This window comes from Paenirhizobium naphthalenivorans (assembly GCF_007992095.1).
Taxonomy (GTDB): domain Bacteria; phylum Pseudomonadota; class Alphaproteobacteria; order Rhizobiales; family Rhizobiaceae; genus Allorhizobium; species Allorhizobium naphthalenivorans.
Window position 1 is genome coordinate 24,989 of the sequence record NZ_BJZP01000004.1, and the last position, 15,322, is coordinate 40,310.

At 63.2% G+C, this 15,322-nt stretch carries 14 protein-coding genes; 5 read left to right on the forward strand and 9 right to left on the reverse strand.

The window, feature by feature from the left end:
- Positions 1-99 precede the first annotated feature (99 nt).
- The 3 genes from RNA01_RS05145 to RNA01_RS05155 all read left to right on the forward strand — a co-directional run bounded on the left by RNA01_RS05145 (position 100) and on the right by RNA01_RS05155 (position 3,340).
- A complete protein-coding gene (locus RNA01_RS05145; RefSeq protein WP_147178901.1) occupies positions 100-1,878 on the forward strand; it encodes an acyl-CoA dehydrogenase family protein in 1,779 nt (592 codons plus the stop codon).
- 190 nt (positions 1,879-2,068) lie between these two features.
- The gene (locus RNA01_RS05150; RefSeq protein ID WP_147178902.1) at positions 2,069-2,833 is read left to right on the forward strand and encodes a crotonase/enoyl-CoA hydratase family protein; all 765 of its coding nucleotides are present in this window, start codon (positions 2,069-2,071) and stop codon (positions 2,831-2,833) included.
- A gap of 204 nt (positions 2,834-3,037) precedes the next feature.
- Positions 3,038-3,340: a hypothetical protein gene (locus tag RNA01_RS05155; protein WP_147178903.1), complete on the forward strand. Its 303-nt coding sequence runs from the start codon at positions 3,038-3,040 to the stop codon at positions 3,338-3,340.
- Between the two features lie 12 nt (positions 3,341-3,352).
- Here RNA01_RS05155 and RNA01_RS05160 read toward each other — a convergent pair whose 3' ends face one another.
- Positions 3,353-4,606, reverse strand: a complete 1,254-nt coding sequence (locus RNA01_RS05160) for a class I SAM-dependent RNA methyltransferase (RefSeq protein ID WP_147178904.1) — start codon at positions 4,604-4,606, stop codon at positions 3,353-3,355.
- Complete coding sequence (locus RNA01_RS05165; protein ID WP_147178905.1) at positions 4,603-5,367, reverse strand: TlyA family RNA methyltransferase; 765 nt, start codon at positions 5,365-5,367, stop codon at positions 4,603-4,605. The genes RNA01_RS05160 and RNA01_RS05165 overlap by 4 nt, the downstream gene beginning before the upstream one ends.
- A gap of 263 nt (positions 5,368-5,630) precedes the next feature.
- Here RNA01_RS05165 and RNA01_RS05170 point away from each other — a divergent pair, with 263 nt between their 5' ends.
- Entirely contained in the window at positions 5,631-6,629 is a 999-nt protein-coding gene (locus tag RNA01_RS05170; protein WP_147178906.1) for a DUF4424 domain-containing protein, read from the forward strand.
- Between the two features lie 209 nt (positions 6,630-6,838).
- Positions 6,839-8,824, forward strand: a complete 1,986-nt coding sequence (locus tag RNA01_RS05175) for a methyl-accepting chemotaxis protein (RefSeq protein ID WP_147178907.1) — start codon at positions 6,839-6,841, stop codon at positions 8,822-8,824.
- A gap of 82 nt (positions 8,825-8,906) precedes the next feature.
- Here the strand turns inward: RNA01_RS05175 and RNA01_RS05180 are convergent, their stop codons facing one another.
- The 7 genes from RNA01_RS05180 to RNA01_RS05210 form a co-directional block, all read right to left on the reverse strand.
- Positions 8,907-9,236 (reverse strand): hypothetical protein, encoded by a 330-nt coding sequence (locus RNA01_RS05180; RefSeq protein WP_147178908.1) that lies wholly within the window; start codon positions 9,234-9,236, stop codon positions 8,907-8,909.
- Positions 9,237-9,388: 152 nt separating this feature from the next.
- On the reverse strand, positions 9,389-9,991 hold the full coding sequence (locus tag RNA01_RS05185; RefSeq protein ID WP_147178909.1) for a superoxide dismutase: 603 nt from the start codon (positions 9,989-9,991) through the stop codon (positions 9,389-9,391).
- 298 nt (positions 9,992-10,289) lie between these two features.
- A complete protein-coding gene (locus RNA01_RS05190) occupies positions 10,290-10,628 on the reverse strand; it encodes a YkgJ family cysteine cluster protein (RefSeq protein WP_147178910.1) in 339 nt (112 codons plus the stop codon).
- A 53-nt stretch (positions 10,629-10,681) separates the two neighbouring features.
- Positions 10,682-11,851, reverse strand: a complete 1,170-nt coding sequence (locus RNA01_RS05195) for an MFS transporter (RefSeq protein ID WP_147178911.1) — start codon at positions 11,849-11,851, stop codon at positions 10,682-10,684.
- Positions 11,852-12,034: 183 nt separating this feature from the next.
- Positions 12,035-12,289, reverse strand: coding sequence for a hypothetical protein (locus RNA01_RS05200; RefSeq protein WP_147178912.1), 255 nt, complete (start codon positions 12,287-12,289; stop codon positions 12,035-12,037).
- A gap of 37 nt (positions 12,290-12,326) precedes the next feature.
- Entirely contained in the window at positions 12,327-14,246 is a 1,920-nt protein-coding gene (dxs, locus tag RNA01_RS05205; RefSeq protein ID WP_147178913.1) for a 1-deoxy-D-xylulose-5-phosphate synthase, read from the reverse strand.
- A 114-nt stretch (positions 14,247-14,360) separates the two neighbouring features.
- Positions 14,361-15,287 (reverse strand): pirin family protein, encoded by a 927-nt coding sequence (locus RNA01_RS05210; RefSeq protein WP_147178914.1) that lies wholly within the window; start codon positions 15,285-15,287, stop codon positions 14,361-14,363.
- Positions 15,288-15,322: the final 35 nt, after the last annotated feature.

The following is a 15,322-nucleotide window of genomic DNA, read 5'->3' on the forward strand; positions in this document are numbered from 1 at the left end:
GTTTACGTAAAAATCAACTAGCCAAAACGACACGTTTCCGCCGTCGCCGCGAAGCCGGCCGCGCGGGAAACCGCCAGTCGTATCCAGGAGGAGAAACCCATGTACAAGGCGCCGGTAGACGAAATCGCGTTCACCCTCAAGCATGTCGCCGGAATGGCAGATGCGCTCGAACAGGGGCGACTGGGTGATCTGAGCGACGACCTCGTCGATGCCATCCTGGTTGAAGCCGGACGTTTTGCCTCCGACGAGGTGGCACCGCTCGCCGAGATCGGCGACAAGCAGGGTGCCCGCATGGTCGACGGCAAGGTCATCGTTCCGGACGGCTGGGCCGAGCTTTACCGGCATTGGGCCGAAGGCGGCTGGAATTCGCTGGTCGCGCCGGAAGAGTTCGGCGGGCAGGCCCTGCCGCATATGCTCAACGTCGCGGCGCTGGAGATGTGGAATTCCGGCTCCATGGCCTTCGCGCTCGGGCCGACGCTGACCATGGGCGCTTCGGAAGCGCTTGCCACCCACGGCAGCGCCGAACTCAAGGAAAAATTCCTGCACAAGATGGTGTCCGGCGAATGGACCGCCTCGATGAACCTGACCGAGCCGCATGCCGGCTCCGACCTCGGCGTGATGAAGTCGCGCGCTGAGCGCCGCGACGACGGCAGCTATCGCATCTTCGGTCAGAAGATCTTCATCACCTGGGGCGAACATGAGATCACCGACAATATCGTCCATCTGGTTCTCGCCCGTCTGCCAGACGCGCCGGCCGGCACGCGTGGCATCTCGCTCTTCCTCGTGCCGAAGTTCCTGCTCAATGACGACGGCTCGATCGGCGCCCGCAACGATCTGCATTGCCATTCGCTCGAACACAAGCTCGGCATCCATGGCTCGCCGACCTGCACGATGATCTACGGCGACGGCAAGTTCGGTGACGAACCGGGCGCCGTTGGCTATCTGATCGGCGAGGAGAACAAGGGGCTCGCCTGCATGTTCACCATGATGAACAACGCCCGCCTCGCGGTCGGCATGCAGGGTGTGGCGATCTGTGAAGCGGCGACCCAGAAGGCGGTCGAATACGCCAAGGAACGCACCCAGGGCAGGGCGCCGGGTTGGACCGGGGCCGGCATGAGCCCGATCATCGAGCATCCGGACGTCGCCCGCACGCTTGTCACCATGAAGGCGCTGACGCAGGGCTCGCGCGCCATCTGCTATTCCTGCGCCCATGCCATCGACATGTCGCATCACACGGACGGCGCGGAGGCGAAGAAGTGGGCGGAGCGCGGCGCGCTTCTGACACCGATCGCCAAGTCCTTTGCCACCGATGCCGGCGTCGATGTCGCGTCGATGGGCATCCAGGTACACGGTGGTATGGGTTTCATCGAAGAGACCGGTGCTGCCCGCTATCTGCGTGACGCCCGTATCGCTCCGATCTATGAAGGCACCAATGGCATCCAGGCGGCCGATCTTGTCACCCGCAAGCTGCCGCTATCGGATGGCGGCCAGGTGCGCGGCTTCATCGCCGAACTGAAGGACATCGCCAAGGCGGTGCGTGGTTCCAACCTCGACGGCTTCGGCACCACCGCCGACCGGCTGGACGCAAGTCTTGCCGACCTCGAGGAGACGACCGAATGGCTGCTCGCCCGTCTTGGTGAAGGCAATGTGGCCGCCGCTCTCGCCGGCGCCACCGCCTACCAGCGCCTGTTCGGTCTGGCCCTGACCGGCACATATCTTGCCAAGGGTGCGCTCGCCGACGAGGGCCACGGTCGCGATCATCGCGTCGCGCTCTGCCGCTTCGCCGCTGAGAACCTGATCGCCGAGACCGCGGCACTGAAGGACCGTGTCATCAACGGCGAAGCGAGCCTGACAGCCGCGCGTGTGCTGTTCGCCTGAGGATCCCTTCCCCAACAACCCCTCCCCACGAAGGGGAGGGGCCTAGCGTGCCGCCACTGTTGGACATACGGCCGAAAGCTGGCTGCAGTTTTCTCGCTCCTTGCGGGGAGATGGCCGGCGGGCCGGCGCGGGAGTTTTCGTTTGAAACGATCTCCCTCATAGGAACTGAGACACCAACTGGGAGATATCCATGACCGACCACATCCTGCTCGAACGTCCTGAAGCTTACCCAGGCGTGCTGGTGATCCGCTTCAACCGGCCGGAAAAGAAGAACGCCATTACCCAGGCCATGTATGCCAGAATGGCCGAAGGTCTGCTTCAGGCTGAGGATGACGCGGCGATCCACGCTGTCGCTTTCCTCGGCACCGAAGGCTGTTTCTCGGCCGGCAACGATATGGCTGATTTCCTCGCCTTCGCTATGGCCGGCGCGGTGGGCGAACCGGCCGCCTTCGGCTTCCTCCGGGCTTTGTGGAGTGTTTCAAAGCCAGTCGTCTCGGGCGTCGATGGTCTTGCCATCGGCATCGGTACGACGATCCAGATGCATTGCGACATGACGATCGCTTCCGACCGTAGCCTGTTCAAGACGCCTTTCGTCGACCTGGCTCTCGTTCCGGAAGCCGGTTCCAGCCTGCTTGCGCCGAGAGCAATGGGACACCAGCGCGCCTTTGCCATGCTGGCTGCCAGCGAAGGCTTTTCCGCCGAGCAAGCCAGGGAAGCCGGTCTGATCTGGAAGGTCGTTGCCCCGGTCGAGGTCGAGGCCGAGACGCTGAGGCTTGCCGCTTCGCTCGCCGCCAAGCCGCCGGAAGCCATGCGCATAGCCCGCGATCTGATCCGTGGCGATCGCGGCGAGCTGCTCGCACGCATGGAGGAGGAGCTGAAGTTCTTCGTCGAGCGCCTGACCAGCGCCGAGGCTCGCGCCGCTTTCGAAGCTTTCATGACCAAGGCACGGAACTGAAAACCGTCTCGCCGAAAACCCATCGGACGCCTCTGTGGTGGGTATTCTCCAAGGAGGTCCCTCCCAGGGACGACGGCGTGGGCCTCAAGCCGGCGCCGCCTTGCTTTGACGCTGATCGCGATAGGCCACATTTGTGCCCCTTCGCGCTTCTTTAATGATTTCGCGGTTTCCTGTTCGGGACCGACCGAGCAGAAGGAGCGGACGATGCGGAAACGGATGAAGGGTCTTGCCATGGTGCTCGTGGCCATCCTGGCGGGAGCGGCCGAGCCGGTGCTGACCGGCGCGACAGCCGCTCTGGCTGACAGCGACAACGTGATCGTCGAGAGCCAGTCGAACCGCGCACCACCACCGCCCGGCGTGCGGCCGCAGCGCTTCTTCTGCGTGATCCAGCCGCCTGACAGTGCCGAGACCTCGATGATGTATTCCTGTCCGGCCAGTCCGGGACGGGTCGGCGGCCGTTGCCGCTGTTCCGGCATGGTTGGCAGCGGTACGCTCTACGCGCGGTAGTCCGCGCCGCCCTCAGCCCTTGACCAGGGTCGCTACCACTTCGACATGCGACGTCCAGAGGAACTGGTCGATCGGCGTTACCGAGGTGATGCGATAGCCGGCGGCGGTCAGGATCGACAGGTCGCGCGCCAGCGTCAGCGGATTGCAGCTGACGGCAACGATCTTCTTCACCACCGAACGGGCCAGTTCCTTGCATTGCTCTTCGGCACCCGCCCGCGGCGGGTCGAAGATGACCGCGTCGAAGGTCTTCAGCTCCGACACCATCAGCGGGCGACGGAAAAGATCACGCCGCTCGACCGAGACGGGCTTCAGGCCCTGGGTGTTGCGGGCCGCATGGTCGAGCGCCTTCAGTGCCCGCTCTTCGCTTTCGACCGCGTGGACCTGGGCAATGCGCGCCAGTCTGAGCGCGAATGTGCCGACCCCGGCAAATAAGTCGGCGACGCGTTTGACCTTGCCGATATGCTCGAGCGTCAGGCGCACCATGGCCTCTTCGGCGGCGACCGTTGCCTGGGTGAAGGCGCCGGGTGGCGGTGCGACGCTGACGCCGGACATGTCGATCAGCGGTTTGCGCTGCTCGATCACGATCTCGCCGTTGAACGCGACGCGGGCGATACCGCGCATAGCAAGCACGGTTTCGGTGATCGCCCGGCGCTCCTTGTCGGAGAGCTTCTTGATGCCGTCGATTGCCACGTCGAGACCCGTCAGCGTCTCGATCACGGTCATGCGGAACGGTTCGGCCGTGGTGGCGGCGGCGTTGCCGATCTTCTTTAGGGCCTCGAGCCCGGCGAGGATGCCGGGAGAGGCGATCGGACATTCCTCGATGGCGACGATATGGTGGCTTTCGGCTTGGTTGAAGCCGATCAGCAATCCCTTTTCGGTGCTGCGTGCGGCAAAGACCACCCGCCGGCGTTCGCCGGGATGGGCCTCGATCAGATCACCGACCGGCACATCGATGCCCTTCGACTTCAGCGCCGCGACGACGAGGGATCGCTTGAAGGCGTTGTAGGCGGGCTTTGCCATATGCTGCAGGGAGCAGCCGCCACAACTGCCGCCCTTGCCATCCGGACCAAAGTGCCGGCAGGCAGGGGTAATGCGGTCCGGCGAGGTCTCGCCATAGGACATGATCGTGCCGTGGTCCTTCACCCGCGCGATGGCGAGCGTTTCGCCCGGCAGCGAGAAGGGCACATAGACCGGCCCATTCGAAGCATAGAAGATGCCGTCGCCCTGGGCGCCGAGGCTGTCGATAGTGACGGTTTCCGCGCTCATTCTTCGGCCTCCGGCTTCAGTCCGGCCAGCAGGAATTCCTCGTTTCCGTCGCCGCCGGCGATGGGCGAGGGAATGAGGCCAAGGCTCGTCCAGCCCATATCCTCGGTCAGCCAGCGCTCCAGTTCTGCAGCGACCGCCGGTGCCGTCTCCGGCTCCTTCAGCAAACCTGCCTTGCTGATCGCGTCGCGGCCGGCCTCGAACTGCGGCTTGACCAGCAAAAGACAGTGGCAACCCGGCTCGGCCATGTCGAGTGCCGGCACCAGCGCCAGCTTCAGCGAGATGAAGGAGACGTCGGAGACGATGAAATCGATCGGCCTGCTGTCGATGTCTTCCGGCTCAAGGTAACGGGCGTTCACTCCCTCGATACTGGTCACTCTGGGATCGGCGGCGAGGCGGGGATGAAACTGGCCATGCCCGACGTCGAGTGCCGTGACATGAGCGGCCCCGCGTTTCAACAGCACTTCGGTGAAGCCTCCAGTCGAGGCGCCGACGTCGAGGCAGTCGCAGCCTGCGGGGTCCAGACCGAAATGGTCGAGGCCAGCGACCAGTTTCAGCGCGGCGCGCGAAACGTAATCCTGGGCCGGATCGTCGATCGAGAATTCATGCTCGGCGGAAAACACCAGGCTCGGCTTGGTGACGACCTTGCCGTCGATCTTGACGGTGCCGCGCTGGATCGCGTCGCGCGCGCGCGAGCGGCTGGCGAAAAGGTCGAGGGCGACCAGGAGCTGGTCGAGACGCTGGGGTTCTGGAAGTGCTGACATGGCTTGTCAATGGCGGTCCGGGGCAACAAGTGCAAGCCTTTTGTTGGAGAAGGGGCGTAACGGGTCGCGGCGTGGCAATTTCTTTGCTCCGAGAGCCTTTCTCGTTCGTTGCATCTCCACCTTCAGTCGCGTGAACCACCGTCTTGCGGCAATGGCTGCCACTTGCCCAGATGAGGCCGCACCGACCGATTGACTTGGCTTCGTCTTGCCCTCTAACTGGGTACAGGGCCGCTCCGGCCGCTTTTCAATTCGGGGATGACGCTATGAAGAATGTCGTGCTTGCAGGCCTTGCCGCCTTGACGTTGGCTGCGCCGGCCAAGGCCAATGACACCTCCGCCGTGCTGGAGGCCGGTGGGCTCGTCTACACTCGGCAGGAGGCGGTCGACATGCTGAGCGAGGACCTGTTCATCTCGCCGAGCGAGGTTCGGGTCGATTACGTCTTCAAGAACCAGGCGGATACCGACCTCGAGACGCTGGTCGCCTTCCCGATGCCGGCGATCGGCGGCTTCATGGACTTCAATGCCGCGCTTGATGACTACGAGCACGCCAATTTCATGGGCTTCTCCGTGCAGCAGGACGGGCAGAGCATAGAACCGAACCTGCAGCAGCGGGCAAGCGTCAACGGTATCGACATGACAGACGAGATCGTCAGCCGCGGCGTCTCGCTCCTGCCGCTCAGCGAGGTGACAAGGGCGGCGATCGCCAAGCTGCCGCAGGATGTGCTGAAGGACTGGGAGACGCGGGGGCTTATCGTCAACATGGCTTATGACCCCGACAAGCCAGCCGATCCGGACTATTATCCGTTGTGGAAGCTGGAAACGGTTTACTGGTGGCGGACAACCTTCCCGGCCGGCCGCGAGGTGAAGGTCCATCACAGCTACAAACCGAGCGTTGGCGGCACCGTCGCGATGACCTTCGTGCAGGACGGCAAGCCCACGGAACAGCTTGCCGAATATCGCGAACGCTATTGCCTCGACGATGCCTTCCTCAAGACCGCGATCAAGTTGGAAAAGCAGCAGGACTATGATGCGGGCATCTATTTCTATGAAAAATGGATGTCCTATATCCTCACCACCGGCGCCAACTGGGGTGGATCGATCGGCAAGTTCAAGCTGACCGTCGATAAGGGGGACACGAAGAACTACGTGAGTTTCTGTGGTGAGAACGTCCGCAAGGTCGGTCCGACGACCTTCGAGATGACCGCTACCGATTTCTATCCGGAAAAGGACCTGCACATCCTCCTGGTGGTTCCGAGTAAGTAAATCTGCATAGGCGAAATCTCGCACTGGGACATAACTGAATCATAATAGCGATTGTGCATGTTCGATGTGATTGTTCGGACTGCGCGGATAGAACGGTGCACCATGACGGGCGCCGCCGCGGCAGGATCCAATCATGTCCGAGCCCCAGTGTGCCCAGATGCCCGTATCACGATCCCTTCGGAGCGAGCATCCGCGAGAGAGTAGCCCGCATGTCCCTCAAGAACGTTTCCCTGAACAAGAAGCTGATCCTCACCTTCCTCGGCATCATGGCGAGCTGCTTTCTCGCGACGGCGGTTGTTTTTGTCGAGGCCTATCGCGCCAAGCTCGCGGCCGTGGAGCAGCAGCGTTCGGAAAATATCCTTTCTCTTTCCGACCGTGCCCTGGAATCCATGCTCGAGCAAGCGGTGAACCAGCGCGGCTACCTGCTGTTCCGCAGCGAGAGCACCTATAATGACGTCTTCGCCCAGCGCGAGAAGATGCTTGGTTACATCGAAGAGGCGAAGAAAGCCGCCGCCGGCGACGCCGCGATCATCGCCTCGCTCGACGCGATGAAGGCTGCGGCCGATGTCTTCCACAAGGAGCTGACCGAACCGCAGCTCGCCGCACGAAAGAACACCGAGGCGCCGATCGCCGAGGTTATCGAGATTGGCCGCAACGCTTCCAAGGGGCAGCTCGATGCCTTCCGTGAGGAGGCGGGCAAGATCAAGGACCAGCTTGCGACTATGTCCGCAAGGAACCAGGTTGCGCTGGCGAACGCCCATCTCACGCTTGAACTCGCGCTGTTGGTTGGCGGCTCGATTGCCGGTATCGTCGCCGTCGTGCTGATCTGGCTTTTGTCGCGTGCGATCGTCACGCCGATCGTCGGCATGACCGAGGCCATGTCGCGGCTCGCTGGCGGCGATCATGATGTCACCGTGCCCGCCCTCGACCGCGAGGACGAAGTGGGCAAAATGGCCAAGGCCGTTGTCGTGTTCAAGGATGCCGCAGTCGAGAAGCTGCGGCTTGCCGGTGAGACTGAAACTATGCGCGCCAGCGCCGAGCAGGAACGCCGTCGTGCCGAGGCCGACAAGGCGCGTGAGGCCGAGGAAATCGCCTTTGCCGTCGATCAGCTGGCAACCGGTCTGACCGCCCTTGCCGACGGCAATGTCGCCTATCGTATCAGTACAAGTTTTGCCGAGCATCTGGATGCGCTCCGGGTCAACTTCAACGCTTCGCTGGAGAAGCTCCAGAGCGCGCTACGCTCCGTCGGCGCCAACGCCGCGGCGATCAATGCCGGCGCCTCCGAAATCCGTGCCTCGGCCGACGATCTCGCCCGGCGCACCGAACAGCAGGCCGCTTCCGTTGAGGAAACGGCAGCCGCGCTCGAACAGGTGACGACAACGGTCAAGGACACCGCGCGTCGTGCCGAAGATGTCGGTCAGCTGGTCGCGAGCACGCGCACCGGGGCCGAGCGCTCCGGCACGGTTGTGCGCAATGCCGTCCAGGCGATGACCGAGATCGAGAAATCCTCCGGCGAAATCAGCAATATCATCGGGGTGATCGAGGACATCGCCTTTCAGACCAACCTCCTTGCGCTTAACGCCGGAGTGGAAGCGGCTCGTGCCGGTGATGCCGGAAAGGGGTTTGCCGTGGTTGCCCAGGAAGTGCGTGAGCTTGCCCAGCGTTCCGCCAACGCGGCCAAAGAGATCAAGCAGTTGATCTCGAACTCCACGACCCAGGTCGGCAACGGCGTTGCGCTGGTTGGCGAGACTGGCAAGGAACTGGAGAAGATCGTGACCGCCGTCGGGGAGATCAGCCAGCATGTCTCGGCGATCGTCACGGCTTCCCGCGAACAATCGACCGGGTTGCAAGAGATCAACACAGCGGTCAACACCATGGACCAGGGCACACAGCAGAACGCCGCGATGGTTGAGCAACAGACGGCCGCCAGCCACTCGCTGGAGACCGAAGCCGCCTCGCTGAATGCGCTGATCGCCCAGTTCCAGCTTGGTCAGGTTGAGGCGGTCGCGTCGGTTCGTCAGGCCCGGCCCGTTCCGCCACGGATAGAGGCACGGGCATCATCCACGCTGGCTCCGGTCGTCGCTGATAGCAATGCGAAGCCTGCCGCCTCGCCGGCGCGCGCCCTTGCCGGGCGCATCAGTCAGGCCTTCTCCGGTGGAGGTGCTGCCACCAAGCCGGAATGGTCGGAATTCTGATCACCGGCATAATATCGGATACATGACAAAACACCCGGCGCTCGCGAGAGGCCGGGTGTTTCGTTTGGCGGAAATGGTGAATTTAAAGCCAGCGGCGCGGCGTGTAGGACGGCGAGTGCGATGCGGTCGCCAGGAAATAGCCGATGAGGCCGCCGACAATACCAGCGGTGAGCAGGGCGGTCGACGTCGCGGTCGGATGTTCGCGCACGATCGAACCCATGCTGACGACTTCGTCCCTGGCAAGGCTCGCTGCGTCCTGCACCTTGCGACCGGCGCCGTTCATCAGGGCGGCGGCACGGCCGCGCGCGTCGTCTGAGGCCTTTTCGCCTTCCGCAGAGAGCAACTCCTTGAAATGCATGACCTGGGCCTGGAGGCTGCGAAGTTCGTTCATCATGTCGTTGTTGTTGGCCATGGGAAATCCTTTCCTGTTGAAGGCTGCTCCCGAGGGAAACGCCCGGATGGTGCTAAGGTTCCGTCATCGGCGCAGTGCCGATCAGGCAAAAAGGAAACGCCCGGGCAACGAGATGCACCGGGCGCTTTTTCAAGACTCGCGGAGAACGAGGCTTATTTCGTGGCGGCTTCGTACATTTCCAAGACGTAGTCCCAGTTGATCAGGTTGTCGACGAAGGCTTCGAGGTACTTCGGACGGGCGTTGCGGTAGTCGATGTAGTAGGAATGTTCCCAGACATCGACGCCGAGGATCGGGGACGCGCCATGAACCAGCGGGTTTTCGCCGTTCGGGGTCTTGGCGATGGCAAGCTTGCCATCCTTGACGGTGAGCCAGGCCCAGCCGGAGCCGAACTGGGTTGCACCGGCAGCCATGAAGTCAGCCTTGAACTTGTCGTAGCCACCGAGGTCGGAAGCGATGGCCGCTTCCAGCTTGCCGGGCAGCTTGGTGCCGCCGCCGTCCTTCTTCATCCACTTCCAGAAATGGACGTGGTTGTAGTGCTGGGCGGCATTGTTGAAGAGGCCGGCATTGGTGCCGAAGGACTTCTTGACGACTTCTTCGACCGACAGGTCGCCCATGCCAGCTTCGGCAGCCAGCTTGTTGCCGTTGTCGACATAGGCCTTGTGGTGCTTGTCGTGGTGATATTCGAGCGTCTCGGCCGACATATAGGGCGCGAGGCTGTCATAAGCGTAGGGCAGTTCGGGCAATTCAAAAGCCATGGTCGTATCTCCTTTTGGCAACAGAATGCGAAAAACTTGTGATCGGGAACATAGGAGCGGAACCCTATCGAGGCAACCTGTCAAAGATCAAAATCACTGACTTTGCTGTAAGATTTCTCTCAGCGATCCGGCTGGCCCGAACAGTCTTTTCTCCCCACCGTTTGCCCGTTGCTGACTGTTGCAAAGACGGCTCCGATCTCCCGTATCGCGTCTATCCTTGCCTGCCGATTGCCGACGCGCGGCCTGGAAATAGGCATGACGTGGAGACGGCCGGGATCACGCTTCCTGGCAAGTCCGCCTAGACGAACCGTTCCGGATCCGGCAACCCGTCGAGGCTGAAGCCGAACTCTGCGCGTGCCATCTTGCATTCCTCGTCGCCCGGCATGCAGGTGCGGCAGACCTGTGGCCGGTCGGCATAGACCGCGCAACCGACATGCTTGCCGACCTCGCCAGTCAGTGCCGCGCAGCGGCCAGCCTCGAACTTCATGCCGGAAAGATCGGCAGCGATGAACTTGTCGGGGATCCGGGCTATCTCCTCGTCGGTCTCCAGCGAAAAGCGCGGCCACTCCGCCGAATAGGCGCAACAGGCGCCGCAGCTCTGGCAGTCGAAGATGTCGGGTGGCGAGGTTTCCAGCATCCACTGGTCAAAGCAGATCGGCGTGGCAAAATCCAGCCCGAACTGCCGGCCGGTCAGGCCGCCGGCGCGCGGCGCCTGAGGCCGATGGCGAAGGCCAAGGCAAAAAGCAGCATGATGGCGCCCACAGAAAGCGGTCCGGCGTTCAGTGAAAGGTCCATGATGACCCCGGTCGCGCCGGATCCCGCGGCGCTGCCGAGCGCATAGGCCAGCCCATAGGCCGCCGCCCCCGACACCAGCAGTCCGCCGCGAAACTGGTCTCCGAGCAGGGTCAGTGCGCAGGTGTAGAGCGAGAAGCTCGCCGCCCCGAGCAGGGAGACGGTTGCCAGCAGCGCGTATTCTGACGAGAGGAAGGGAAGCAGAAGGAAGCTTGCGCCGCAGGCGAGCGCCGAGCCAACGGCGATCAGCGGGCGCGAGGCATGGTCGAGCAGCCAGCCGACCAGCGGCTGGGCAAGGGCTGTCGGTAAAGCCACCATGGTGACCACCAGGGCGGCGAAGTTATCCGAATAGCCGCGCGCGACGAAATAGAGCGGGATCGTTGAGATCGCCGCGATGTCGGAAAACCCGAAGGCGACGACCATGAGGGCAAGAATCGGCGCGGCCCGCACGAACCGCATCAAGCCTCCGGCGCTGGACGCCTCCGGACGAGTCTTGGCGAAGCGGCCGAGCATGACGGAGGCGAAGGCGACGAAGGCGACGTAGACGGCAATCAGCGCGAAGGCAAAACCGTCCTTTGTGCCAACGAACGGTATGGCGAGCGGCCCTGCGGCAAAGCCTGCGCACATGCTGGCGCCGTAGATACCGGACACGCGGCCGCGCAGACGATCCGGGCAGGCCGTGTTCAGCCATGCCTCGCTGACCGTGAAGATGATGCTGGTCGAAAAGCCGAGCAGGTAGCGGGCGATGAACCACACGGCAAGGCTATCGAAAAGGGCAAAGGCGGCGAGCGACACGGATGCGCCGATCAGCCCCGCGACGATCAGCCGGTCGCCGCGCAAGAGCGCCGTCAGCCGGGTGATCATCAGTGTCGAGGTGGCGAGGCCCGCGGCAAAGACGGAGGCGTTCAGACCGGCAAGGCTCGACGATACGCCCCGGCTGTCCATCACCAGCGCGATCAGCGGATAAGTGAGCCCCTGGCCGACGGAAAAGGCCGTGACGCCGAGAATGACCACGGCGATCGCCGCCCAGTCGGGCGCGAAATCCTCAGCGATGGCGGGTGTTTGCATCACGGCCTCCCTCGGGGCGGCGTATTATTCTATGTCGCGGGTGCCCGGGTTCCCACGCCCCGGAGCTTGTCATGAAGCTAGCTGGGCGGCGCGTCTAAGTCCAGCGAGCGGGGCGGGAGCGCCGAGAGATGACGCCCCTCTTCTCCCAGCGGGGGGAAGAGGGAAACCATGGGCGTGGCGCTGTTACTGCTGCGTTCGTCGCGTACACGTATATGCCGCCTTGATGCAGGCGGTCGATGGCGTCGAGCAGACCGGCAGGCCGTCCTTGACCTTGCAGATGCTGCATTGGTCGGTGAACTCGGCGCAGTCCGGCTCCTTGATGAGGAATTCCCTCATGCTCCGCATCGTCTGTCCGGCATTCTCGGCTGCGGCCGATTGAGCAAGGAAAAAGGCAAGGAATGCGGGCGTAAAAGCCACGGCGGCGATGGATGTTCGCATCGTCCTTTCCATTGCCTCGGAAGCCTCTTTCCAGGGGTTACCCTGCGGCATTCACCCCGACGCCGCTCTGGCCAAGCGCCTTGAACACGGTCGAGACAATGCCCGCGGCGTCGAGGCCGGCCTTGGCATACATCACTTCCGGTTTGGCCTGCTCCATCCAGAGGTCCGGCAGAACCAGCGGGCGAACCTTCAGGCCATTGTCCATAAGACCTTCCATTGCAAGAAACTGCATGACCTGACTGCCAAAGCCGCCCACAGCACCTTCCTCCACCGTGACCAGAACCGCGTGTTCTCGCGCCAATTGGCGGATCAGGTCATGGTCGAGCGGCTTGGCGAAGCGTGCATCGGCAACCGTGGTCGACAGGCCCGACGCATCGAGGTCTTCGGCGGCGAGCAGGCAGTCGGCAAGGCGGGTGCCGAAGGACAATAGCGCGACCTTGGTGCCTTGCTTCATCACGCGGCCCTTACCGATCTCAAGGATCTCGCCGCGTTCGGGCAGTTGCACGCCGACCCCTTCGCCGCGCGGGTAGCGAAACGAGATTGGCCCTTCATTATAGGCGGCGGCGGTGCGCACCATATGCTTCAGTTCCGCCTCGTCGGCGGCCGCCATGACGACGAAGCCGGGCAGGGAGGCAAGGAAGCCGGTGTCGAACGAACCGGCATGGGTCGGGCCGTCCGCGCCGACGAAACCGGCACGGTCGATCGGGAAGCGCACCGGCAGGCCCTGGATCGCCACGTCGTGGACGACTTGATCGTAGCCGCGCTGCAGGAATGTCGAATAGAGCGCGCAGAACGGCTTGAATCCTTCGGCGGCAAGGCCGGCCGCGAAGGTCACGGCATGCTGTTCGGCAATACCGACATCGAAGGTGCGCTTGGGGAAGATCTCGGCAAGCTTGTCGAGCCCTGTGCCGGATGGCATGGCGGCGGTGATGCCGACGATCTTCTCATCGAGTGTCGCTTCCTGCACCAACGCCTCGCCGAACACGGCGGTATAGCTCGGCGCATTCGGCTTGGCCTTGGCCTGTGTTCCGGTGATGACGTCGAACTTGTTGACGCCATGATACTTGTCGGCGGCGGCTTCGGCCGGGGCGTAGCCCTTGCCCTTCTGCGTCACCACATGGATCAGCACCGGCCCCTGGCCATTGTCACGCACATTGCGCAGCACCGGCAGCAGGTGCTCGAAGGAGTGCCCGTCGATCGGGCCGATATGGTAGAAACCCATTTCCTCGAACATCGTGCCGCCGGTCACATAGCCCCGCGCATGCCCGACGGCCCGGGTAATCGCGCGATCGATGTTCTTGCCGAGATAGGCCGTCAGCTTCTTGCCGAGGTCGCGGAAGCCCATATAGGTGCGGCCGGAGGCGAGGCGCGCCAGATAGGCGCTCATCGCCCCGGTCGGCGGAGCGATCGACATATCGTTGTCGTTGAGGATGACGATCAGGCGCGCGTCGAGCGCGCCGGCATTGTTGAGCGCCTCATAGGCCATGCCCGCCGACATCGCGCCGTCGCCGATCACGGCGATCACCTTGCGGTCGCTGCCGGAAAGATCGGCGGCAACCGCCATGCCGAGGCCGGCCGAGATCGAGGTCGAGGAATGCGCGGCGCCGAAGGGATCGTAGACACTTTCCGCGCGCTTGGTGAAGCCGGAAAGACCGCCTTCCTGCCGTAGCGTGCGGATGCGGTCGCGCCGGCCGGTCAGGATCTTGTGTGGATAGCACTGGTGGCCGACGTCGAAGATCAGCCGGTCGTTCGGCGTATCGAACACCTTGTGGATGGCAATGGTCAGTTCGACGACGCCAAGCCCCGCGCCCAGATGCCCGCCGGTCTTCGACACCGCGTCGATCATCTCGTCGCGCACTTCGTGCGCCAGTTGCGGCAGGTCACGGTCTTCGAGCTCGCGCAGGTCTGCGGGATAGCGGACCTTGTCCAGCAAGGGTGTCTGGGGCTGGGATGTCACGGGGCTCGTGCCTCTTGTCGTTGTCGTCTTTCGGCGTGTCGCTCGCCTTATAGAGATTTTACCGTTGAGGCGAAAGCTCGTGTGCGGGGCGGTGGGCCTCTTCCTATATAGAGTTCAAATGCCTGGTGGCAAAGGCACAAACTCCTCTTCGTCGCCGGGGACGATGTCAAAGCGACCGGTTCTCCACTCTTCCTTGGCTTGCTCGATGCGTTCCTTGGAGGAGGAGACGAAGTTCCACCAGATATGCCGCCTGGAGGAAAGCGCCGCACCGCCGAACAGCATCACATGCGCGCCTTGTGGACCGCCGACGAGCGTCAGCGCATCACCGGGGCGAAAGACCAGCAACTGGTCGGGAGCGAAACGATCGCCGGAAATCTCGATTTCGCCGGAAAGCAGATAGGCCGCGCGTTCCTCCTGCTCTGCCTCGAAGTGGAAGCGACCGCCCGGCTGAAGGGTGACGTCGACATAGAGCGTATCGGAGAAGACCTTGACTGGAGAGGAGAGCCCGGCCATCGAGCCGATTACCACCCGGCCGCTAGCACCATCCGCATCGAACGGCGGCATGGCGCTCTTTTCCGTATGGGCAAAGGCCGGGTCTATCTCCTCGCGCTCGTCGGGGAGCGCCAGCCAGGTCTGCAAGCCGGACACCGAATGCGGCTTGCCGCGCAGTTTTTCAGGCGTGCGTTCGGAATGAACGATCCCGCGCCCGGCGGTCATCAGGTTGATGTCGCCCGGTTCGATGACCAGTTCGGTGCCCAGGCTGTCACGATGCTTGATCTCGCCGTCGAACAGGTAGGTGACGGTTGAAAGGCCGATATGCGGATGCGGCTTGACGTCGAGTGCCTCGCCGGCGCGCAGCAAGGCCGGGCCCATGCGGTCGAAGAAGATGAACGGTCCGACCAACCGCCGTCTGACAGTGGGTAAGGCGCGTCTGACCGCAAAGCCGCCGATGTCGCTGGAGCGAGGGATGATCAACTGCTCGATCGCATCGCTGGCAAAGGCGTCGCCGGGAAGAGGGTCGTTGCCGGGAAAGAAGGACATGGGATCCAATCCTCGCTGGAGAAGAGGTCTGTATC